Here is a 21,635-nt window from a genome sequence, read left to right as displayed (position 1 = left end):
TACAGTTCTTATAATTAGAAGGCTAACTATCCATCTTTCCACGGATGAGGGCGGAGACCATTTCTAAAGCTATTTTATTCTTACCGCCACGGGGAATGATGATGTCAGCATACCGTTTACTGGGTTCAACAAACTCAAGATGCATGGGGCGTACGAATTTTTCATATTGTGCAAGAACCCCTTCAACGCTGCGCCCACGTTCCTGAATATCACGTTGGAGACGCCTGAGCAGACGAACATCATCATCGGTATCTACGAAGATTTTTACATCCATCAGTTTCAAGAGGTCAGGTTCGGAGAAGATGAGAATACCGTCGATTAATATAACATTAGACGGATTAACAGTGAGCGTTTCATCTTTACGCGTATGAGCTTCAAAATCGTAAATAGGAACCTCAACGGGATAACCCTCCATCAGTGCTTCAATATGGCGAATCATTAATTCTGTTTCGAGAGAGGCCGGGTGATCAAAGTTTTGTTTGATGCGTTCTTCAAAGGGAAGGTGTTTTAAATCGCGATAGTAGGAATCATGTTCCAGCCGTAAAATATTGTCTTTAGAAAATTCCTTACAGATGTAGTTTACAACCGTGGTTTTTCCTGATCCGCTTCCTCCGGCAACACCGATTACTAATGGTTTAGACATGAAATTTAGTTTGAGGAGACGTTATACGCCTGCTTTTTCTCATATTCCTCTTTGTAATTTCGAATAGCACGGAACAGGGCAGAAGCCATGATGGTTTGTCCCCAGTCGCTGGTTAAAAATCGTTGTTCGGCGGGATTGGTAATGAAACCCAGTTCAACCAATACAGCCGGCATAGAAGCTTCAAAAAGTACCTGGAATCCGGCTTGTTTTACCCCTCTTGATTTCCTTTGTGCTCTGTTCTTGAACTGATCTTCAATCATATAAGCAATTTTTTCACTGGTGGCTATGAATCCACTGTGTGCTAACTCATAAACTAAAAGATCTTCTTCAGAAAGCTCCTGATCCACTTCTTCTTTAAATACGCTGTTCTCCCTTTTCATTACTTCAAAAGCAGCATCACTTTTGTGAAGTCCTAAAAAGTACACTTCAGCTCCGCTGGCATATTGGTTGTGGAATGAATTACAGTGAATGGAGATAAAGAGATCTGCTTCAGCAAGGTTTGCAAAATGGCCAAGCTTTTCGAGTCCTAAGTAGCTGTCATCTTCTCGGGTATAAACAACTTCTATATCCGGAATTTTTTCTTCGATGTATGCCCCGAGTTTTTTGGCAACCGCCAATGTGATATCCTTTTCTTTTACCCCTTTGTATCCAATAGAGCCTGGGTCCCAGCCACCATGTCCGGGGTCAATAACAATTTTATCAAATCGAAGTTTATCTGCCACATTATTGTAAGTCTCATCGCTGGCACTGCTTGCCGGGGCTGAAACATCAAAAGCGTCCTCGGATACAATTTCTTCGTACCAGTTTCGGGTCACGAATTGCTGTGTGTATTGGTTAATTTCTTCTTCCGTAGTTCTTGTAAGTGGAACAAGAAGATCTTTACCATTTTGGTCTAAATAAGCATTCGATTTGAAATATTCTTCGGTATCAAGGTAGATATCTACGCCGTAACCATAATCTAAATCATAAAGGCGAACTTCCTTTAGCTTTTCACTTTCTGTGGGCAGTTTAATTCCTGAAGTATCAATTTCCTGGGAATATAAAACCAATTGGATGAGATCATGAGATGGCTGAGTTATTTCAAAAGAATCAACAGGAGCCGTCATGTGATAGCGAACTACATAGCCCATACCATCGCTTCGGGCTGTATTGGAAATGCGCTGAAGCTGAGTTTGAGCCTGTATGCTTGTACAAACAAATAACGAGATAAATAACAAAGCGAGCGCTTTAGAAATGGAATTAATGCGCATAATTTACCTGTAGTATTGGTTCAAATGACTCATATGTCTGTATAGATGATATGTTTAATGTAAGATATTCTGTAAACCATTGAAAGAGTTCAAAAAAAAGGATAAAGTAATGCTGAAATTTTTATAAAAAGGTTAGCCTAAATAATTAGTAATTTGACATTATCGATGTTGAGTCCTACAAAAAAAAGATATCATACAAACGAGTAATTTATATGCAGGTGGACGATAAAAGGGGAAATATTTTCAATAAGCTCCATGAAGTTTGGTTGGGAGAACTTCGATTGGTATTAGTAGATCTGCTTAATGAGGACGCTAAAAAAACAAAGCAATACATTAGCCAAACCTTGCAAAAAGTTGAAGAAGGAAATACAGAAGAAGCCATCAAATATTATGCGGATAATTTGATGGCAGATCTTTCGGAGAATAAGAAAGAAAATGAATCCATTGAAAAAGCCGAAGTCTCCTGGATTTCTCAGATATCAGAAATAACAAAAGATATTGAGGAAGAAATAAGTTTAGTTCAGGAGGAGGAGCGCTTTAAGGGGGGCGAAGACGATTCACTGTATGTTAAGTCTGGGAAATTACTGAAAAGGGGTATTCGTGTCGGGCAGAATACAGTGACGGGAATTGGGGGTGGAATCAGGAAATTATTTGGTGGTGAGGCTAAAGCGCCAAGTCCTTGGAAGCAGGAAATCCCTTTAAAAAACCTGATTCGCAAAGAGTTTTATAGTGTAGAAGAATGGATCAGGGAGTGGAATAATGAACTGCACAGGCTTGAAGTAGAGATTGCACTGGAAGCTGATGCGTACATACTTCATTCCACGGGTTTAGTTAGAAACACTGAAGATCAAGAAAGTGAAGGAGAGATTAATGAGCGCTACATCAACCCCAGCCAAGAAGATGTAATAATATTTCTTAAACAGGCCATTAATCAGTTGGAAAGGCTACAAAAGAAATACGATAGATTGTTGGACGAGAGGCTTCAATCCATTTCGGAAGACATAAAAAAATCATTATCCAAGACAGGTACTTTTGAATGGTCGATGGATAATTACTCGGATCAGGAAATTAAAGAACATCAAAATCAAGTTGCCACAGATTTTCAAAAAAATGAAGAGACATGGAATGAATTAAAATCAGCTACCGTAAACCGATTGTTACTTTCGATTGGGTTTACCCGTTTATGCAAACAGGTAATGGAACGGGTAAATGGATTTAGTTCGTCATTAAATGAGTTTTTTAACTCTAATATTGAGCAGGGCCAGTTAAAGTTAAAAGAACTATTAGAGGATGCAGTTGGCATATTTGACAGGTCGGAAGAGCAAACTTCCAAAGAAGTCCGCGAGCTGAGTGAAAAGCATCAACAAGGGATGAAAGAACATTGCGAGGCAATTTTACTGAAACCCATCAGTGAATTAATGCACGATGCGGTATTGGGAACTAAATTGGATCGATTTACATCTGCTATACCGGAGTGGACCAAAGATCAACCCGGGCAGGCTGTGCTTGTCGAAAGGCTGGATATGACACAATTTCCTCCAAAATATGAATTCAATAAAGTTGAATGGCAAACATTGGTGCAGCGTGTTATCAATAATTATGTGGCCAAAGAGTTTTTACCAAAAAATATAAAGCCGGAAGAATTTCTGTCAGAGGTTTATCAGCAGCTCAAGGAAATTTCAGAAATTATTTTTACCAACCTTGAGATAGTCGATGAAGTAAAAAAAACGGATGAAGAAGATCCTTTGGAAGTGGCAAAGGAAGGTCTTCAGCGAGCTGGAAATAAATTGGATGAGTCTATTGAGACTGTTCAAAAGAAAAAACATGAATTAGAGCACAAGTTATCTGAGAAGACGGATTTTGCGTTAACAAAACTGGCCAACTTGCTTGATAAGCAGGATGTTAATGAAGTACGAATTGCCGGCGCCCAGTATAAAGCAAAAGAAACTGCTACCGACTGGAAAACTAAATTACAGTCCAAGTGGGCTGCATTTGCAGAGAAAATAGAACTTTTCACTCGCTTCATTTGGAAAAAGACAAAGAAATATGCTGCGGTTGTTCAGAAGTTTTTAGGCTTCGTTGAAAAAGAAAAGCTGGAGAGTGACAAGACAGACCTGGCTACTTTTCTTTCTGAGACCGATGAGAAAATAGCTGAGCTGCCTTTTATTTATCGTCGGCTTTTTGATTTCCATAAAGAAGTAGATGAGCGGTTTTTTATTCGCCGGCCGGAACAGTTTGATCGATTTAAAAAAGGATATGAACTTTGGCAAAATAACTTTCCATCCACATTTGCGGTAGTGGGAGAAAAAGGGAGCGGTAAAACCTTGTTTGTTAAAATGCTGGCTAACGAAGTCCTGACAAAGAACGAGGTTATTACCATCAATTTTGAAGAAACAATTTGGGAGGCTCATAAGATAATTCAAAAAATAAGTAAAGCTCTTAAGATAGATGATACCTCTAACGTAGAAGAACTTATTGAGGCTATAGGGAGGAAGAAAAAACGAATTGTTGTGATTCTTGAAAACATGCAGAATTGTTTTATAAGAAATATTTCCGGGTTTGAAGCGATGGAGCACCTGCTATTTCTGATATCAGAGACCAATAAGAATATTTTATGGATCACAACAAGTACGCGGTATGGATGGCTTTTCCTGGATAAAGTGTTGAATATAGGAGACTATTTTACCCATACCGCAGAAGCCGATAATCTTTCACCCAACCAAATACAGGACCTTATCTTAAAGAGACACATGTCGAGTGGGTATCAGCTTAAATTCTTAACGGATGAAACCACTAAAAAAAGCCGAAGTTACCGAAAGCTGATGGATAATGAAGAGAAGACACAGGAGTATCTTCGGGACAAATATTTTGAGAGACTTGCCAAACTGAGTGAAGGCAATTCATCGGTCGCTTTAATTTATTGGATTAGATCAATTGATGAGTTTGACGATACTCACTTTTATATAAAACCTTTCAATTTTGGGACAATTAGCAGAATTGAAGAATTAGAAAGCGGAGATTTATTTGCTTTGGCTGCCTTTGTGGTTCACGATTTGCTAATGCCAAAAGAACTTTCCAAAATTCTTCATCAGCCATTGAGAGAGAGCAAACTAACGATGTCCAGGTTAGCTTCTCGTTCCATTATCTATAAAACAGAACACGGGTATTTGCTCAATCACCTTATATACCGGCAAGTTGTTCGGGTATTGAAGAAATCGAATTATATTCATTGATCATGAAGCGTAACTTTAAAAACATATCCTATTTATTATTTTTGGCTGCTTTAATTGCAGCCAGTCCTTCAGGAGTATTCGCCCAAACTGATAGTGGAAATGTGCAGGATTCCGATTCGCCGGAAAACGTTGCCCAATACAGTGATTCCTTGCTCATACAAAAAATTGACTCCCTTTTGGATCAGCGCTTTGTCAGGTTGGATTCTTTAGCTCAATTTTTCTCTCAAAATCAAAGTAGTGAATCTGCCTCAGCCGATACCGCACAGCTTGGAGAAACAGAACAAGCTTTAGCCCAGATTGAAGAACTGATTTCATGGGAAAAAGTAGTCTTTATTATTTTCTTTTTTATTGCAACGTACTACGTTACGATCTTCATTAGTAAGGTGTTGGATAATCTTTCAGAGAAAGTTTCCCGTTATCGACTGCGCATTAAGCGCATGATTCCCATTCTGAGGGTGCTGTTATGGTCATTTGCTATTTATATAGCTATAGCGGGAATCATACAGCCGCCTTACGCAACCATAGTTACCGTAATGGCATCGGTAGGTATAGCAGTGGGTTTGGCTTCCCAAGATGTACTCAAGAATTTATTTGGCGGGGTGATGTTGATCTTAGACCGCCCTTTCCAGGTTGGTGATAAAATCCAGTTTGCAGAGCATTACGGAGAAGTGCAACAAATTGGGCTCCGGTCCAGCCGAATTGTGACTCCGGGAGATTCTGTAGTTACCATTCCTAACGGAGAATTGATCCGTACTTCTGTATCTAATGCAAACTCAGGGGCTCTTGACTGCCAGGTTATCACCGAGATATTTTTACCGGCTGATGCACCTGTAGAAGAAGTGAAAGAGATTGCTTACAAAGCGGTAGTGTCTTCGCGATTTGTATTTCTGAAAAAGCCAATTAGCATCATGACACAAAATGAGATGCATCAACGCAGGTTTATCTTAAAGCTAAATGTTAAAGCCTATGTTCTTGATATTCGTTATGAGTTTCCTTTTCAAAGTGATGTGACCGAACTTATTCTCACCGAATTGAAGAAAAGAGGAATTATTTGGGATGAAGCATCAGTCGCCGGACCGACCGGAGAGTAAAAGTGAAATTTACTGCTATTGCAAAGGTTCTAAGACAGCTGTGGATGTATTAGGGTTGTAGCGGATCTGAAGATTTCTCCCGTTATCTTCATCAAAAACTTTGATTGAGACTTCCTGGTTAAATTCAATTTCATCAATTTCGTGAGGTTTAATCATTAGCGGCTCCAATAATCTATTATCTAAAGCTCGCATGGTTTTTAGTTCCTCATTCAAAAAATCCATGTATTCCAACTTTAGGCTATCTTCCCGCAGGTATGTGACAATAAGCGAGTAAGCTACCTGTCCTGCGTAATTAAATCGCTCTCGGAGTTGTGAATTAAGCTTGCGTATATCTTGTTGTCTGGCATAGAAGTAAAACTTTAGTGCTTTTTCGAACAAAATTTTGTCTCGATCATTCAATATCTTTGTAACAGTATCCATGTACTTAAGTTAAAACCATTAATTGTAAAAAGTCAGGAGCATTATGTCTGCAACACCATCAACAATGCTTGAATTAGGAACGGAAGCACCGGACTTTACTCTGGAGAGTGTGAATGGCGGCAAACTTTCACTGAATTATGCCGACCAAAGTAAAGGATTTGTGGTGATGTTTATCTGTAATCACTGCCCATATGTAATGCATATTGAAGATGAACTTTTAAGCGTCGCGAACGAATATATCGGTAAAGGAATTGGATTTATAGCCATCAGTTCTAATGATGTAGATAAATACCCGGAAGACAGTCCGGAAAAAATGGCTGAGAAAGATTATCCCTTCCCATATTTATATGATGAAGATCAGGAAGTAGCAAAAGCTTATAAAGCTGCATGCACTCCCGACTTCTTTGTATTCGATGAAAACCGAAAACTGGTTTATCGTGGACAGTTTGATGACAGCCGTCCCAAAAATGATAAGCCGGTTACCGGAAAGAATCTTAGGAATGCCCTTGATGCTGTTCTTGATGGCAGAACTATTCCTGAAGATAAACAAACTCCAAGTATTGGCTGTAATATCAAATGGAAACCCGGCAACGAACCGGAATATTTTGGATAAGTGAATGAATACAGAAGAACTTCAGAAGCTTCGGGAAGATTATTCAAAGAATGCGTTGAATGAGTCGGAAGTTGATGCTAATCCGGTCAAACAATTTGAAGTTTGGATGGAAGAAGCCGCGGATGCTAAGGTTCCTGAACCCAATGCAATGACCTTATCGACAGTGGATATGCAGAATAAACCTCATTCCAGAGTGGTATTGTTGAAAGGCATCGAGGATGATAATTTTATTTTCTACACCAATTACGAAAGCGACAAAGGAAGAGAGATAGAATCTAATAAACACGTTGCTTTATGCTTTTTGTGGCTGGAACTGGAAAGGCAAGTGCGGGTAGAAGGCACAGTTGAGAAAATATCTACCGAGGAAAGCGAAGGATATTTTAAAGAAAGACCGTACAAAAGTCAGCTTGGAGCTTTAGCTTCAAATCAAAGTTCAGTAGTACCTAACCGGGAATTTTTGGAAGATCGTTTTGAAGAAATGAGAGAGAAATACAATGAGGGAGAAGTTCCTAAGCCGAAAAGTTGGGGTGGGTACAAAGTTACTCCCGAATATTTTGAATTTTGGCAAGGACGAAGAAGTCGGCTTCATGACCGCATCAGGTATGAAAAGGTAGGTAACAAATGGGATATAAAACGACTTTCTCCATAGTTGCAAAGTCCTAAGGGGAGTAAATAATAGGGTATTTCAATAAAAAGAAGCTGAATAACCCTTAATTTTCCCGTTATAAATTTGAGATAAACTGACATTTTTGCATGCCCAAGATTAAAGAAAAACGGATGGAAGAGCTCCCCAAGCTCGATAATACGCTCATCTATACAGAGTTTGATGACGATAATCCTGCCCCGAAAGGAAAATGGAATACCGAAGTTTTTGAAAACGATCAACCCATAGTATTGGAACTTGCTTGTGGAAAGGGAGAATATTCAGTGGGTCTTGCAGAATTGGAACCTCACAAAAATTATGTGGGGCTTGATATCAAGGGGAACCGATTGTGGGTAGGAGCCACTGAAGCGCTTGAAAAAAATCTGGACAATGTAAGATACTTAAGGTGCTATATAGATCATCTGGATCAATTTTTTGGGGAAAATGAAGTGGATGAAGCCTGGATTGTATTTTCTGATCCGTATCTTAAAAAAGAGAGAAAACGCCTGACTCACCCCAAATTTTTGAAGCACTATCGTAAAGTAATGAAGCCCGGCGCCGTCATACATCTAAAAACGGACAGCGATGTGTTGTATGAATACACTAAAGATGTGATTGAGGAAGAGGGATTGGAGCTGATTGATGACGAGCCGAATGTTCATAAAAACAGGCCGAATGACCCAAAAATAGGCATTATAACGTATTACGAAGAGATGCATTTAGAAAAGGGGAAGACAATAAAATATTTGTCTTTTAAGCCTATATGAACATAAAGAAAGGTTATAGTAATACATAGCAATTGTACGTCTTAACTCGTTTATTAGGCTTCAATGGTGAATTCAAACTAGAGCAGAGGCATGTATTATGAGGTTTCTTTCCACTCTATTATTTGTACTATGTATAAGTTTCACGTGTTCGGCACAAACCAGTATAGCTGAACTTCAATCGGAAGAATATTTCGATTTTTGGGTCGGAAAATGGGAAGTGAGTTGGGAAGAAGCAGATGGCACCATGGGGCGAGGTTCCAATTTCATTGAAAAAACCCTTGACTGCACTGTGATACAGGAACATTTTCAAGTAGATGAGGGACAAATGGAAGGGTATAAAGGAACAAGTATTTCGGTCTATAATCCCAGAACCAATACCTGGAAACAAGCATGGGCCGATAATCAGGGAGGATATTTTGACTTCACCGGAAAAGTGGAGGGAGATAACCGTATTTTTCAAACGGATATTCAGGAAATGGGCTCGGATACTTTATTTACCCAACGGATGGTGTTTTACGATATCACCCCCGATTCGCTGAAGTGGGATTGGGAATCTTCGATTGATGGGGGTAAAACGTGGGCTTTAAATTGGCGAATTAATTATCGAAAATTAGACTAAACGGAACGAATAAAATAGAGTTGTGATTTTAATGTGTGACTATTCATCAAAAATATTCACATCATGAAAAATAAAATTGTACTCATAGTCGGAGGCTCCGGCGGAATTGGTTCAGCGACAGCAAAGAGATTTGGTAAAGAGGGTGCTAAAGTTGTTTTAGCGGCACGCAATAAAGCCAAAGCAGAAGAAATAGCTAAAGAAATCAACGACAATGGAGGAGAGGCTTTCGCAATAGAAACCGACGCCACTGATTCTGCTGCTGTTAAGAAGATGGCTTCCGAAATCGAAAATCAATTAGGGAAAATTGATGTGCTTATCAACGCCTTTGGGCAAGGTTTAATCCAGCCCTTTATGGACATTGATCCGGCCGATGCCAAAGAAATTATTGACGTAAATGTGTATGGCACTTTCTTAGTAACTCAAACAGTGATGAAGCATATGAAAGAAGATCAACCCACTTCAGTGGTCATGTTTCCCGGGACGATGGGTAAATATGTGATGAAAAATGCATCCGTGTATGCGGCTTCAAAATTTGCTATCCAGGGATTTACCAAAGCGTTAATTGAGGAGCAGCGAAGAGGGAAAACTAAATTTTCTCTGCTGTATTTAGGTGGCGTGCATACTCCTTTTTGGGATGATGAGCGGGTGAATATGCGCGTGAAAAAAGACATGATGCTAACAACTGAAGAAGTTGCTCAAGTAGTATATAATGCTGTAAATCAGCCCTCAGGTTCCGTTATGAATGAAGTTGTAATTCAGCCGGAAAGTCATCAGCTGGTATAAGTGTTGTCTGGCCTACATTTTGAGTAGTCATTACTATCCTCCCCGGAAGTAATGAGCAGGCTCATTCTTCCTGTCCCTCCAAAGGGACACAGGTATCTTGCCCATGGCAACAAAGTTTGCTTTCGATAAGAAAGCACGCAGTAGCAAGAATTGCCCCTCTTTGGAGAGGAAAGTGTGGTCCAAGATTATAGAGCATTAATTAAGCAAACAATTAGCTCGCCACCGGACAATCATCCAAGCATTTTTTATATGCTTTTTCGAGGATGTTGAGACCCTCATCAATTTGCTCGGTAGTAATGGTTAATGGAGGCCGGAAGCGAACGGTATTGGGGCCACAGGAAAGGATTATTAACCCGTTGTTGATACATTCTTTGATTACGGCATCACGGGAATGGCCATCCGGCAGATCAATAGCACAGAACAATCCTTTGCCACGCGGGTTGGTGAAATATTCATGCTGATCAGCAAGTTCATTCAATCTGGTTTGCAGATACTGTCCTACTTCGGCAGCATTTTCTACCAAATTCTCTTCTTCGATGATATCCAGAATTCGCCCAAAGCGAACCATATCTACCAAGTTCCCACCCCAGGTAGAGTTGATACGGGAGGAGACATGAAAGCAATTGGTTTTGACTTCATCTACGCGTTTATTGGCTAATATTCCACAGACTTGCGCTTTTTTGCCAAAGGCCAAAATATCAGGCTTAACGAAATGCTCGTGTGCCCAAAATTTACCAGTCATACCGACTCCGGTTTGCACCTCATCATAAATGAGAAGAGCTTCGTGTTTGTCAGCTAAATCTCGTAATGCCTGGTGGAACTCGAGTCGAAAATGGCGGTCACCTCCTTCACCCTGGATAGGTTCGATAAGAATCCCTGCAATATCATCTTTGTGGATTTCGAAAAACCGTTCAGCCTGAGCAATTGCGAGCTTTTCCTGTGCTTCAGTTTCAGCGATATTCTCTTTGGTGGCAGGGAAGGTCATAGCGGGACTTATAACACGTGGCCAGTCAAATTTAGGAAAGTATTTTACTTTGTTGGGCACGGTATTAGTGACAGAAAGGGTATATCCTGAACGGCCATGAAAGGCTTTTTCAAAATGAAGAATTTTATGTCCCTTTTCTTCTCTATATCCCTTTTGGAAGTTTTTCTGCACCTTCCAGTCGAAGGCCACTTTCATAGCATTTTCAACGGCCAGCGCCCCGCCTGATATAAAAAAGGAGTAGGGCATATAATCAGGAATACCTACCCGATCAAAAGACTCCATAAACTCCGCCATATCCTTGGTGTAGATATCTGAATTAGATGGCTTGTTAATGGCCACGCGAGCCAGTTTCTGAACAAAATCCTCATCCTGGGCCAATTTAGGATGATTCATCCCCAACGGATTAGAAGCAAAAAATGTAAAGAAGTCGAGATAACGTTTCCCGGATTTGGAATCGTATAAATAAGGACCTTCACTTTCTTCAAGATCCAGCACCATCTCATAACCATCGGTGAGCATGTGTTTACTTAAAACGGATCGAACCTGATCGGGGGTGATTGTCATTTTATCTCGCATATAAATTTTCTCTATGTTTCTTTTTTCAGAAGCTACCAAATCAGGCCGAGTGCCTCAATAGCGTTTAAATTCACTAAAGTTAAAATAGAGGCTATTAGGGGTTGGATTTGAGCATACCGGTACTCAAAGTGATAAGGAATAATTTAATGTAGCAGCATATAGCTCAATCATACGTTTATGATGAAAAGCATCACTTATTTCCTGTTCCGTATGAGGAACAGAATCTTTTTTTTTCGGGCGTTAATCTTGTTCAGGAGTTTATGAGTACTGTTCCTTCGTTATAGTATTTAGGCCTCAGTTGAACAAAACTGTAAATTTGATTGTACCAAATCCGGAAAGTATCATTTAACTCTTCCGTTAGTTTCGCTTCTGATTTTAAAGCATTTTCAGAATTAGGTTCATTAAGGTTCTCAACACTCAAGTCTGAACAGGAGCTTATGATAAAGAAGATTAAAAGCAGTTTTATTCTAAATGTCATAGCAAATACTATGTTTAATAAAATTAAAAATTTAGTATGAGACACATAGGTTTACATCTAAAAGCCGATTTATATTTACCAGTCACTTTTATGGTATAGAATTAATTTAAAATAAAAAGCCGGAAACTTAGTTATAAATGATATGGTTATACCATATAGCGTCCATATTAAAATTGCTTGGTTTTAGTTTAATTCAGTATGGCTTTAAAATTTTAATAAATTAAATGCATATAAAATTCATCAAAAAGCCAATTGTAAAAAATCCGATTGACTTTTTATCAAGAATGTATTTAATATGAACCTATTGATTTTCTATAAATTTATAGATAAAAAAAACAAGTATTATAAAACTTTAACAAAAACAAAAGGCAAAATAATGTTTAGAAAGCTACAATTTGTCCTTTTGTTGAGTCTAATCTATTCATCAAGTGTATTCGCGCAATCCCGTACTATAGAAGGAGTTGTGAGTGATGCAGAGACTGGAGAAGCTATTGTAGCTGCCTCCATTCAGATAGAAGGCACGACAAGAGGAACTACTACCAATATTGACGGTGAATACTCACTCGAGGCTTCAACCGGAGATGTATTAATATTCTCATTTTTAGGATATATACCTAAAAGAGTAACTGTTGCAGATCAAAATACTATTGATGTGCAATTAGCACCGGATGTCCAAATGCTCGAGGATGTAGTCGTTACAGGTTACACCACTGAAAGCAGGGACAAAATAACCGGTTCCATTTCAACCATTACTAACCAATCGCTTGAAAGTGTACCGCTCGCTTCTTTTGACCAGATATTACAAGGTAAAAGTCCCGGGCTTTATATCACAAGTGGATCGGGACAACCTGGTTCTGCCGCAACGGTAAGAATTCGGGGTTCTGCTTCTATTACAGGTAGCAGTACTCCTTTATATGTAGTCGATGGAGTACCTATTAACTCCTCTGACTTTGCAACCTTAAACCCAAGTGATTTTGAGTCTGTTTCAGTACTTAAAGATGCGAGTGCTACTGCTGTTTACGGCTCTCGTGGTTCCAACGGTGTAATTGTTGTTACAACAAAAAGGGGTCAGTCAAATCAAAGTGAAATTACATACAGTGGCCAATATGGTGTAAGTACCGTAGGTGAGCCAAACTTTGACATGATGAATACAGAGCAGAAACTTGAATTTGAAGAGATTCTGCGTGGTTTCACAGGTTGGGCAATTTCTCCAGATAACCCTGCAAATGCCGGTGTTGACCCTGCTGTTCTTGAGGAGCAACGGCAGGAACTTATTGCTCAATCAACTGATTGGGAGGATGTCTTTTTTAGAAACGGAATTACTCAAAATCATCAGTTAAGTTTTGCCGGTGGTAATGATCGTACTCGATACTATGTTTCAGGAAGTATGTTTGATCAACAAGGTGTTGGTTTACGTTCTGCATTGGAAAGATATACACTTCGATTAAACTTGGATGCTAATGTTTCAGATAACATTACCGTAGGGTTTAACGGGCAGGGTGGTTACAGTGAGTCAACATTTATCGAATCTGAAAATGGCGTAGCTTTATCTAACCCTTTTGCTGCTGTTTATCTTGCTAATCCTTATGAGAAATTATTTGACGAGGATGGAAATATATTATCTGGCGGTGGTAAAACCGGAGCTAATGCATATGACCGTACTCAGAATGACGAAAATCGCAGAAATGAAATCAAATTTGTTGGTAAAGGTTTTATCAATTATGACATCAGTGATTTCCGTTTTGGCACAAACCTATCTTTAGATTACCGTGAAAGAGATTTTGACCGTTGGATTAATCCAACTTCATATGCAGGTCAGCTTGTTTCTCAGGGTGGTTCAGGACTTTTATCAAAGTCCAACAACCGTGCTACCCGAATTGTTTCTTTAACAACTGCGGAATACATTAATACCTTTGATGATATTCATACTGTTAATGTTTTCTTAGGTAATGAATTCATTAAGCAGTATTTCGATTCATTTGGATACACAGGATATGGCCTGAGTGATAAACTTGGCAGTACTCCGGCCAGTATTACCCCTGGATCTCCGGACAATGGATTAATTCCTGGTGTTGGTGGTGGAATTTCGGACAGTGCACTATGGTCACTATTCGGAATTATTGACTATTCATATGACAACAAATACAATCTTAAAGCCTCTGTACGTCGTGATGGATCTTCAAGATTCGGTGAGGCAAATCAGTATGCACTTCTTTGGTCACTTGGTGGGTCTTGGGTAGCTACTAACGAAGATTTCATGAGCGATATCGATTATTTAGATCGCTTGGTTGTTCGTGCCAGTTACGGAAAAACAGGAAACCAGCTTGGTATTGGTAACTACCAAAGAGTTGCTACTTTCAGTATTGGAAGTTATGTAGGTAACTCTACCATTGTACCTTCCTCTCCAGGAAATGATGATCTGAAATGGGAAACCACCAAGAAAGCAAATCTTGGTTTTGATTTCGCCGTTTTAGATAACCGTGTAACAGGTACTGTAGATTTATATAACGAAGCTACTGAAGACCTCTTCATTAACCAGTCACTTTCAAGAACATCAGGATTTACATCTCTTGAAGTGAATGCAGGTTCAATGAGAAACAGAGGAGTTGAACTTAGCCTACAAGCAGATGTGTACCGCTCAACGAATGCAATTATTTCTGTAAATGGTAACTATTCATACAACCAGAACGAGATCACGGATCTTGGACAGGTAGATGAGTTCGAACTGGGAACATCTATTATTAAAGAAGGTCTTCCTTTGGGAACTCATTATGTTGTAGGCTGGGCCGGTGTTGACCCTGCTACCGGAGCACCATTGTATTATGATGGAGAAGGAAATGTAACCACACAATTTTCCGGTGACTTTTCTCAAGCTACCTTCGGAACATGGTTACCTCCAAGAACCGGTGGATTTGGTGTAGATGCATCTTACAAGAACTTCTCGCTTAGATCACAATTCACTTTTGCTTCAGGTTACACACGATTCAATAATCAGTCGTTCTTTAATGAAAATCATGGTTTTGCCGGATTTAATCAGCGCACCGTGATGTTGGATATCTGGCAAGAACCGGGTGATATTACTGATATTCAGTCAAATCAGTATGCCCGTCAGTTTAGCTCAAAAGACCTCGAAGATGCATCCTATCTAAGATTCAGAAACTTAATGGTTTCTTACAGAATACCTGGAAGCGTATTTAACAACCAGGTTTCTGGAGTAAGATTATTTGTTCAAGGTCAGAACCTATATACCTGGACGAAATTTACAGGCTTTGACCCTGAAGACAGCAATAACATTGCACAGTATGAATATCCTACCCCAAGGATTTTCACAACTGGTATTGACATAAACTTTTAAATAATTATTTATAATGAAGATTTTTAAAATCAATATAACAGTATTGGTGTTGGCGCTGTTCTTCGTTTCTTGCGAGGATGAGTTGGCGACTTCACCATATGACCAACTAAGTGCAGAGAATGCATTTAGTACAGTGAATGATATTGAGCAAGGTGCTTTAGGTGCCTATGCTGCAATCAGTGGTCAAAATATTTATGCATTAAATGCATTGATCACAGATAATTTGAGACGTGCCTCTACCAATACAGGTCAGGGTATGCAGATTTTTAACCACAACATTATTCCCGGTGACGGTACCGTTTCCGGACTGTGGTCAAATTCGTATGCAATTATTGACCGTGTTAACAGAGTATTAGCTGCTGCTGAAAATATAGAAGCAGCAACGGCTAATGAAGAAGATATCCTGAACAGAGTCCGTGGAGAGATGTTAGCTTTAAGAGCATACCAGCACTTTGAGCTTTACAGGAACTTCGCAGATTATGACTATCCTGATAACGCAGGATTGGCTGTGCCTTATATGTTAGAGTCACAGATAAGCCAACCTGCCAGAGATACCAAGCAGGATTTCTTTACTCTTCTTAACGAAGATCTCAACGAAGCTGAAGCTATTCTCGAAGGTTATGGATATGGAAGCGGATCTGGAAATATTTCCAATGAAAGATTGAACGCCTGGGCACTAAAAGGCCTGCGTGCACGAGTTGCTCAGTACACAGAACAATGGCAAGATGCTATTGACTATGCTACTGAAGTGATCAACAATGTGCAACTAACAGATGCAAGTACGTTCCCAAGCTTATGGGATGATTCTGTTGAAGGTGAAGTTATTTTCAAACTGCCTCGTCTAACATCATCTGATGGTACCATTAGTATTTTTGAACGAGCTACAAACTCAGATGTATTTTTCTATGCATCTAATGAGCTCACAGGTCTTTACGATACTGATAATGACGTTCGCTTTGCGAGTTACTTTGAAGTAGTTGAAGAAGGGTTTGTGAAAGTTCAGAAGTACAACAAAATATCCGGACAGAAGAATGTAGCTGATATAAAGATGATGCGTGTTGCAGAAATGTACTTAATTCGTGCTGAAGCATATGCACAGGACGGTGCTCAGCAAGATCTTGGCGCAGCTGCAGCTGATATCAATACACTGAGAGCTAATCGATACGCTTCAAATGCACCTACAGTGACTTATAATTCAAGTAATGAAGCTTTAGATGATATTCGATTAGAGTATAGATTAGAATTGGCTTACGAAGGTCACAGATATTACGACCTCAAGCGAGCAGGATTGCCTGTAACTCGTATAGAAGATGATATCGATAACGCCACAGCCAGTGATGGATTCGAAGCATCAAGTCCATTCTTTGTATTACCAATACCACAGAATGAGATATTTGCGAACGATAATATGATTCAAAACCCAGGGTATTCAGAATAATGAAAGCACTAAAATTATTTACACTTATACTTGGTATCACAATCATAGGTATTTCTTGTGATGTACTCGATACCGAGGAAGAACGAAGTTTTTACGATGGTGAAAACCTTGTAAAGTTTAATACTGATGAAACAACTTTATTTGCTGAAGAGGAAGAAGAAACATTTGAGGTTGGTGTATCTTTACTCTCACCAGCCAACGGAGATCGATCTTTCACATTTGAAGTTGTTGACAGCCTAACAACTGCTGTTGAGGGAGAAGATTACAGGCTTGATTCTAATTCATTTACTATTTCAAATAATGAAGTTTTAGGATCATTTCCAGTTACTGTAATTAAAGCAGGTGTAGCTGAAGCACCAACTTTGACATTTAGAATAACATCTGAAAATGTAGCATCATTTAACTCTACAATTTCAATTACTCTACGTCAATTTTTTCCTTATGAGCAATCAGAATGGGAAGGAACCTATGAGTTAGTATACCCATGGTGGTTTGGAGATTCAGAACCCAGAACAGTAAGTGCAGTTGCATCTTCAGAAAATGAAAATATTGTTATTTTCGAAAACTTTATTGGAACAGGAGTTGATTTCGAGTTTTTATTCGATGACTCAGATCCATTGAACTTTAATGTAAGTTTTGCAGAGGAACCCGCATGGGTTTCTGGAACTTATGGGAATGTTCGAGTAGAAGGGACAGGGTCCTTTGATGCTGAAAACAAAGTCATCAACGGAGAAGCTGAACATACCGTTTCAGCAGGAACGTTTGGCACATATTCCTATTCCTTGACTAAAGTCAGTAACTAGTATTAAAAACACTTATAGTTGTTTAAAAAACCTCACACAGAACAGTGTGGGGTTTTTTTATAGGTAAAATTTAGTGGGAGACACTTAAAGTTAAACTATAACCTGGAACGCAAAATATTCCCACTTCTCCAATTTTGGATTTGCTGATACTGAATTTCATAATAGTACGAATGCCTTTGAAGTAAGTAGTTGTAGAAAGGGTAAAATTTGCTGTTCATTTTTGGGGCCTCAAAAGCAAAGTTCTTCTCAGGATCTGAAGTGTTATAGGTGTAAGACCATACCATTTCATTCAAACTTTTATTAACGTACCAAGGTGGGCCAAATAATATATAAACCATTCCGAGATCAGTTTTCCATCCTTCCTTGAAATTCGAGAACTGCTTATTTGCTTCCTCGACCCTGTTGTAATAGAGATTAATTACATCTTTGGCAAGGTTACTGTTTCCTATGTTATTCAACCAAAACCGATCAACCGCTTTTTTGATTTCTTTGTTGGTGGTAAGACTCATTAGGTTTTCATATTCACTTGTTGTCATTATATAAACTAATGGTCTTGCGAGTTCATCTGCTTTGGAAATACTTGGATAAGAATATGATTTAATACTAAAATCTCTTGCCTTAAATACTTCTCGATCGGTTCCTTTATTTAAAACGGCTTCTAATCTGTAATTACCTTTTTCTAAAGAATCGTAATTATACTCTAAATTTACGGTGCCAGTTTGAGATAACATTCGAACAGAAGATTGTACAATGTCATATTCATCATAATCTATACCCTCGTAAGATATATCAGAAGAGTGGTAATTATTGAAATGCATTGGTTTTGCAACGGTGGTATCATATTTGAATTTCATTAACCTGGTTTCAATATCAGCAGGTTCATCGGCTTTATTATTGGTCACCTGAAATTCAAACCTTAGGGAATCATATTTCGCCGGGATATAGAAAAGCGTAAGAGCATTAAATTCATTGTCAGTGTCAGCAGAGTTTTTACCAAGTATTCTAATCTCCGTTATATAACTTGTTTCTTCTTTTTTATCGGGGATTGAAGCCGTCGTTTCTCGGAATGTTTCTTTTCCTGAAACTTCATCAGATGCCAAGACATGTATTTTATAATCGCCCGGTGCTACCTCAAACTCTTTAGCAAAACTTATAACTTTTTGGCTGTTAACGATGGAATTTTCCATCGATTGAATAACTTTTTTTTCTGCTGAACGGTGTATGACTTCATTATTATTAGCTTCAAGTATTGTAATTTCTAAATAGAAATTTGCTGTTAACGAATCATTTTTGGACTTGTAAATAAAACTACCCTGAACGGCATCAACGTTTACAATAATGAGTTCTCCCTTGTCAGGATCAATGATGCCAGTAGAGGAAAGCCGAATCTCAGGAGTGCCGGGGCGATAATTATATCCCAATCCCCGATCAATGTTATCGACATACTCATTATTACATCCAGTAATTAGAATAATAAGAAGTGAAAAAAAGAGGTAACGACTAACCGACTTCATATAATAATTTGATGAAAGAGTTTATTTCTTTTCTCCAACGGCCTCATTAAAAGGTTATTTCAAAAGAAGAACAATGTAGCATAGGTAAAATGTGATTTTAAAAACCAGATATAAAAATTTATCGGGCTAATTAGTATTCTAAAACAGTCATTTTGATGATTTCTACACATTCCATTAATTGATTCTCAGTCATAACTAAGGGCGGCGCAAACCGGATGATGTTACCATGAGTTGGTTTAGCCAGAAGACCGTTATCTTTTAGAGCCACACAAAATTTCCAGGCCGTTTCACTTTCAGAAGTGTCATTGATTACTACTGCATTTAAAAGTCCTTTGCCTCTCACTTTAACAAACAGGTCAAATTTTTCAACCAGTTTCTCCATCTCTGAGCGAAAGAGTTCACCAAGTGTTCGGGCGTTCTGAGCAAGTTTTTCATCCCGAACTACTTTGAGGGCTGAAATAGCCACTTTACAAGCCAGTGGATTACCGCCATAGGTTGAGCCATGCTGCCCGGGTTTTATAACTTCCATTATATGCTCATCTGCTAATACAGCAGAAACAGGATAGGCGCCGCCTGATAAAGCTTTCCCCAAAATCAGGATATCAGGTTTGGTATAGCTTTGTTGTCTTTCACAATTTCCTTTGCAGCTGCAATTTCCGCATACAGCTAAAAGACTTCCGGTACGGGCAATACCGGTTTGAATTTCATCAGCCATAAAAAGCACGTTTTTGGCTCGACATAACTCGGCCATTTTTGGGATGTAGTCATCATCCGGGACCACAACCCCGGCTTCGCCCTGAATTGGTTCGGCAAGAACACCGGCAACATTTGGATCTTTGAGGGCTTCCTGAAGCGCATCAATATCGTTGTAAGGAATTTTTATAAAACCGGGAGTGTATGGGCCAAAATTTTTACGGGCGTCCGGATCGTTGGAAAAAGAAATGACGGTGGTAGTACGGCCATGGAAGTTATTTTCAAGAACGATGATTTTTGCTTCTTGTTCTGGGATACCTTTCTTTTCGTAAGCCCACTTTCGGCAAATCTTTATTGCTGTTTCAACACCTTCGGCTCCGGTATTCATGGGAAGCACTTTGTCAAATCCAAAATATTCAGTTATGTATTGCTCATACTCACCCAATACATTATTATAAAAGGCACGCGAGGTGAGGCAAAGGGTAGAAGCTTGATTCGTTAAGGCTTCTGTTATTTTTGGGTGGCAATGCCCTTGATTGACGGCAGAGTATGCGGAGAGAAAATCATAGTATTTATTTCCCTCAGGATCCCAAACAAAAACTCCTTCTCCTTTTGCCAATACCACAGGCAAAGGGTGATAATTATGGGCTCCAAATTTATCTTCTAATTCAATGGCTTTTTCAGTTGAGATCATAAACAATAGTTAAGGCTGATTTTTCTTTTCAAATTACTAAATCATACGGTTAAAGATTAGTAAGAATTATGAAATTAATGTTGATATCGGGTTGAAATTAGTCGTATATTTAAAGTCTTCATCGCGGGGTGGAGCAGCTGGTAGCTCGTCGGGCTCATAACCCGAAGGTCGTAGGTTCGAATCCTACCCCCGCCACTATTTATAGCCCTCTGAGATTTTTTCGGAGGGCTTTTTTATTTTCAGGGAAAAAAGGGGATTTATGTTTACGGTTTATGTGCTCTACTCACCAAGTCATGAAAAAATCTATATCGGGTACACCTCCAATATAGAACAACGGATGCTATCTCATAACAAGTTGGGTAAAAAGGGGTGGACGATTCGGTACCGCCCATGGGAAATTGTGTTTACTGAGGAGTTTGAAACTAAGGCGGAGGCCATGCAAAGAGAAAAGCAGTTGAAATCATCCAAAGGTCGTGAGTATGTGTGGAATTGTGTTGACAAAAAATATGGGTAGCTCGTCGGGCTCCTATCCGCTGGCTGGCGGACGTAGGTTCGAATCCTACCCCCGCCACTATTTAAAGCCCTCTGAGATTTTCTCAGAGGGCTTTTTTATTTTCAGGGAAAAAAGGGGATTTATGTTTACGGTTTATGTGCTCTACTCACCAAGTCATGAAAAAATCTATATCGGGTACACCTCCAATTTAGAACAACGGATGCTATCTCATAACAGATTAGGGAAGAAAGGGTGGACGATCCGTTACCGCCCGTGGGAAATTGTGTTTACCGAAGAGTTCGAAGAAAAGGCAGAAGCCATGAAAAGAAAGTAATGAGATACCTTCATTTATTGGTGTATTCCGACTGGACGGACGATGTTGGATATGCTATACAAAGAGAGAAGCAGACTAAAGGATGGAGCCGAAAAAAGATAATGGAGTTTATTGAAAGTTTGAACCCTGACTGGGAAGATAAATTTTATTAATGGGAGTTTGGGATATTAGGAATCCATCTTTCCGCTCGCTGTGAATAAGATGAAATGA

Annotated in this window: 19 protein-coding genes and 1 tRNA gene; 14 read left to right on the top strand and 6 right to left on the bottom strand. The window is 39.1% G+C overall.

All coding sequences use genetic code 11. The features are described 5' to 3' along the window. Positions 1-22: 22 nt before the first annotated feature. Together udk and RI561_RS02060 are read right to left on the bottom strand one after the other, a co-directional pair. Entirely contained in the window at positions 23-643 is a 621-nt protein-coding gene (gene udk / locus RI561_RS02065) for a uridine kinase (RefSeq protein ID WP_395078556.1), read from the bottom strand. 5 nt (positions 644-648) lie between these two features. Then, complete coding sequence (locus RI561_RS02060) at positions 649-1,893, bottom strand: N-acetylmuramoyl-L-alanine amidase (protein WP_395078555.1); 1,245 nt, start codon at positions 1,891-1,893, stop codon at positions 649-651. Positions 1,894-2,111: 218 nt separating this feature from the next. Between RI561_RS02060 and RI561_RS02055 the strand changes: the two genes are divergently transcribed. Both RI561_RS02055 and RI561_RS02050 read left to right on the top strand, forming a co-directional pair. After that, the gene (locus tag RI561_RS02055) at positions 2,112-5,126 is read left to right on the top strand and encodes an AAA family ATPase (RefSeq protein WP_395078554.1); all 3,015 of its coding nucleotides are present in this window, start codon (positions 2,112-2,114) and stop codon (positions 5,124-5,126) included. A 2-nt stretch (positions 5,127-5,128) separates the two neighbouring features. Further along, a complete protein-coding gene (locus RI561_RS02050) occupies positions 5,129-6,217 on the top strand; it encodes a mechanosensitive ion channel family protein (RefSeq protein WP_395078553.1) in 1,089 nt (362 codons plus the stop codon). Between the two features lie 15 nt (positions 6,218-6,232). Here RI561_RS02050 and RI561_RS02045 read toward each other — a convergent pair whose 3' ends face one another. Next, the gene (locus RI561_RS02045) at positions 6,233-6,637 is read right to left on the bottom strand and encodes a hypothetical protein (RefSeq protein ID WP_395078552.1); all 405 of its coding nucleotides are present in this window, start codon (positions 6,635-6,637) and stop codon (positions 6,233-6,235) included. A 43-nt stretch (positions 6,638-6,680) separates the two neighbouring features. On the opposite strand from RI561_RS02045, the gene RI561_RS02040 reads away from it, so the two are divergent. From RI561_RS02040 to RI561_RS02020, 5 genes are all read left to right on the top strand, one after another. After that, positions 6,681-7,250 carry a thioredoxin family protein gene (locus tag RI561_RS02040; protein WP_395078551.1) on the top strand — a complete coding sequence of 190 codons (570 nt, stop codon included), beginning with the start codon at positions 6,681-6,683 and terminating at the stop codon, positions 7,248-7,250. Between the two features lie 4 nt (positions 7,251-7,254). Continuing rightward, positions 7,255-7,899 carry a pyridoxamine 5'-phosphate oxidase gene (gene pdxH / locus RI561_RS02035; protein ID WP_395078550.1) on the top strand — a complete coding sequence of 215 codons (645 nt, stop codon included), beginning with the start codon at positions 7,255-7,257 and terminating at the stop codon, positions 7,897-7,899. 104 nt (positions 7,900-8,003) lie between these two features. After that, entirely contained in the window at positions 8,004-8,660 is a 657-nt protein-coding gene (gene trmB, locus RI561_RS02030; RefSeq protein WP_395078549.1) for a tRNA (guanosine(46)-N7)-methyltransferase TrmB, read from the top strand. Positions 8,661-8,757: 97 nt separating this feature from the next. Then, positions 8,758-9,279, top strand: a complete 522-nt coding sequence (locus tag RI561_RS02025) for a hypothetical protein (RefSeq protein WP_395078548.1) — start codon at positions 8,758-8,760, stop codon at positions 9,277-9,279. Positions 9,280-9,342: 63 nt separating this feature from the next. Then, complete coding sequence (locus RI561_RS02020; RefSeq protein ID WP_395078547.1) at positions 9,343-10,062, top strand: SDR family oxidoreductase; 720 nt, start codon at positions 9,343-9,345, stop codon at positions 10,060-10,062. Positions 10,063-10,273: 211 nt separating this feature from the next. Here the strand turns inward: RI561_RS02020 and lat are convergent, their stop codons facing one another. Further along, the gene (gene lat, locus RI561_RS02015) at positions 10,274-11,623 is read right to left on the bottom strand and encodes an L-lysine 6-transaminase (protein ID WP_395078546.1); all 1,350 of its coding nucleotides are present in this window, start codon (positions 11,621-11,623) and stop codon (positions 10,274-10,276) included. Positions 11,624-12,477: 854 nt separating this feature from the next. Here lat and RI561_RS02010 point away from each other — a divergent pair. The 3 genes from RI561_RS02010 to RI561_RS02000 are packed head-to-tail and all read left to right on the top strand — an operon-like array spanning position 12,478 to position 17,697. Then, positions 12,478-15,456, top strand: a complete 2,979-nt coding sequence (locus tag RI561_RS02010) for a SusC/RagA family TonB-linked outer membrane protein (protein ID WP_395078545.1) — start codon at positions 12,478-12,480, stop codon at positions 15,454-15,456. Between the two features lie 13 nt (positions 15,457-15,469). Beyond that, a complete protein-coding gene (locus tag RI561_RS02005; protein WP_395078544.1) occupies positions 15,470-16,894 on the top strand; it encodes a RagB/SusD family nutrient uptake outer membrane protein in 1,425 nt (474 codons plus the stop codon). Continuing rightward, entirely contained in the window at positions 16,894-17,697 is an 804-nt protein-coding gene (locus tag RI561_RS02000) for a hypothetical protein (protein ID WP_395078543.1), read from the top strand. Before RI561_RS02005 ends, RI561_RS02000 begins: the two co-directional genes overlap by 1 nt. A 95-nt stretch (positions 17,698-17,792) precedes the next feature. Here RI561_RS02000 and RI561_RS01995 read toward each other — a convergent pair whose 3' ends face one another. Beyond that, complete coding sequence (locus RI561_RS01995) at positions 17,793-19,211, bottom strand: GWxTD domain-containing protein (protein WP_395078542.1); 1,419 nt, start codon at positions 19,209-19,211, stop codon at positions 17,793-17,795. A 130-nt stretch (positions 19,212-19,341) separates the two neighbouring features. Continuing rightward, a complete protein-coding gene (gene rocD, locus RI561_RS01990) occupies positions 19,342-20,598 on the bottom strand; it encodes an ornithine--oxo-acid transaminase (protein WP_395078541.1) in 1,257 nt (418 codons plus the stop codon). 122 nt (positions 20,599-20,720) lie between these two features. Between rocD and RI561_RS01985 the strand changes: the two genes are divergently transcribed. The 4 genes from RI561_RS01985 (at position 20,721) to RI561_RS01970 (ending at position 21,577) form a co-directional block, all read left to right on the top strand. After that, positions 20,721-20,793 (top strand) — tRNA-Met (locus RI561_RS01985). Positions 20,794-20,857: 64 nt separating this feature from the next. Continuing rightward, complete coding sequence (locus tag RI561_RS01980) at positions 20,858-21,112, top strand: GIY-YIG nuclease family protein (protein ID WP_395078540.1); 255 nt, start codon at positions 20,858-20,860, stop codon at positions 21,110-21,112. Between the two features lie 121 nt (positions 21,113-21,233). Then, a complete protein-coding gene (locus tag RI561_RS01975) occupies positions 21,234-21,425 on the top strand; it encodes a GIY-YIG nuclease family protein (RefSeq protein ID WP_395078539.1) in 192 nt (63 codons plus the stop codon). Further along, a complete protein-coding gene (locus RI561_RS01970) occupies positions 21,425-21,577 on the top strand; it encodes a hypothetical protein (protein ID WP_395078538.1) in 153 nt (50 codons plus the stop codon). The genes RI561_RS01975 and RI561_RS01970 overlap by 1 nt, the downstream gene beginning before the upstream one ends. The last annotated feature ends 58 nt before the right edge of the window (positions 21,578-21,635 follow it).

This window comes from Gracilimonas sp. (assembly GCF_031581265.1).
GTDB lineage: Bacteria > Bacteroidota > Rhodothermia > Balneolales > Balneolaceae > Gracilimonas.
Note: the sequence above shows the minus strand (reverse complement) of the source record. Positions and strands in the feature narration are given on the sequence as shown.

Excerpts from the sequence above, each read along its gene's own strand:
- rocD (WP_395078541.1), bottom strand. The coding sequence starts at position 20,598 with ATGATCTCAACTGAAAAAGCCATTGAATTAGAAGATAAATTTGGAGCC.
- RI561_RS02050 (WP_395078553.1), top strand. The coding sequence starts at position 5,129 with ATGAAGCGTAACTTTAAAAACATATCCTATTTATTATTTTTGGCTGCT.
- RI561_RS02060 (WP_395078555.1), bottom strand. The coding sequence starts at position 1,893 with ATGCGCATTAATTCCATTTCTAAAGCGCTCGCTTTGTTATTTATCTCG.
- RI561_RS02025 (WP_395078548.1), top strand. The coding sequence starts at position 8,758 with ATGAGGTTTCTTTCCACTCTATTATTTGTACTATGTATAAGTTTCACG.
- trmB (WP_395078549.1), top strand. The coding sequence starts at position 8,004 with ATGCCCAAGATTAAAGAAAAACGGATGGAAGAGCTCCCCAAGCTCGAT.
- RI561_RS02005 (WP_395078544.1), top strand. The coding sequence starts at position 15,470 with ATGAAGATTTTTAAAATCAATATAACAGTATTGGTGTTGGCGCTGTTC.
- pdxH (WP_395078550.1), top strand. The coding sequence starts at position 7,255 with ATGAATACAGAAGAACTTCAGAAGCTTCGGGAAGATTATTCAAAGAAT.
- RI561_RS01995 (WP_395078542.1), bottom strand. The coding sequence starts at position 19,211 with ATGAAGTCGGTTAGTCGTTACCTCTTTTTTTCACTTCTTATTATTCTA.
- udk (WP_395078556.1), bottom strand. The coding sequence starts at position 643 with ATGTCTAAACCATTAGTAATCGGTGTTGCCGGAGGAAGCGGATCAGGA.
- RI561_RS02045 (WP_395078552.1), bottom strand. The coding sequence starts at position 6,637 with ATGGATACTGTTACAAAGATATTGAATGATCGAGACAAAATTTTGTTC.
- RI561_RS01980 (WP_395078540.1), top strand. The coding sequence starts at position 20,858 with ATGTTTACGGTTTATGTGCTCTACTCACCAAGTCATGAAAAAATCTAT.
- RI561_RS01970 (WP_395078538.1), top strand. The coding sequence starts at position 21,425 with ATGAGATACCTTCATTTATTGGTGTATTCCGACTGGACGGACGATGTT.
- RI561_RS01975 (WP_395078539.1), top strand. The coding sequence starts at position 21,234 with ATGTTTACGGTTTATGTGCTCTACTCACCAAGTCATGAAAAAATCTAT.
- RI561_RS02000 (WP_395078543.1), top strand. The coding sequence starts at position 16,894 with ATGAAAGCACTAAAATTATTTACACTTATACTTGGTATCACAATCATA.
- RI561_RS02040 (WP_395078551.1), top strand. The coding sequence starts at position 6,681 with ATGTCTGCAACACCATCAACAATGCTTGAATTAGGAACGGAAGCACCG.
- RI561_RS02020 (WP_395078547.1), top strand. The coding sequence starts at position 9,343 with ATGAAAAATAAAATTGTACTCATAGTCGGAGGCTCCGGCGGAATTGGT.
- RI561_RS02010 (WP_395078545.1), top strand. The coding sequence starts at position 12,478 with ATGTTTAGAAAGCTACAATTTGTCCTTTTGTTGAGTCTAATCTATTCA.
- lat (WP_395078546.1), bottom strand. The coding sequence starts at position 11,623 with ATGCGAGATAAAATGACAATCACCCCCGATCAGGTTCGATCCGTTTTA.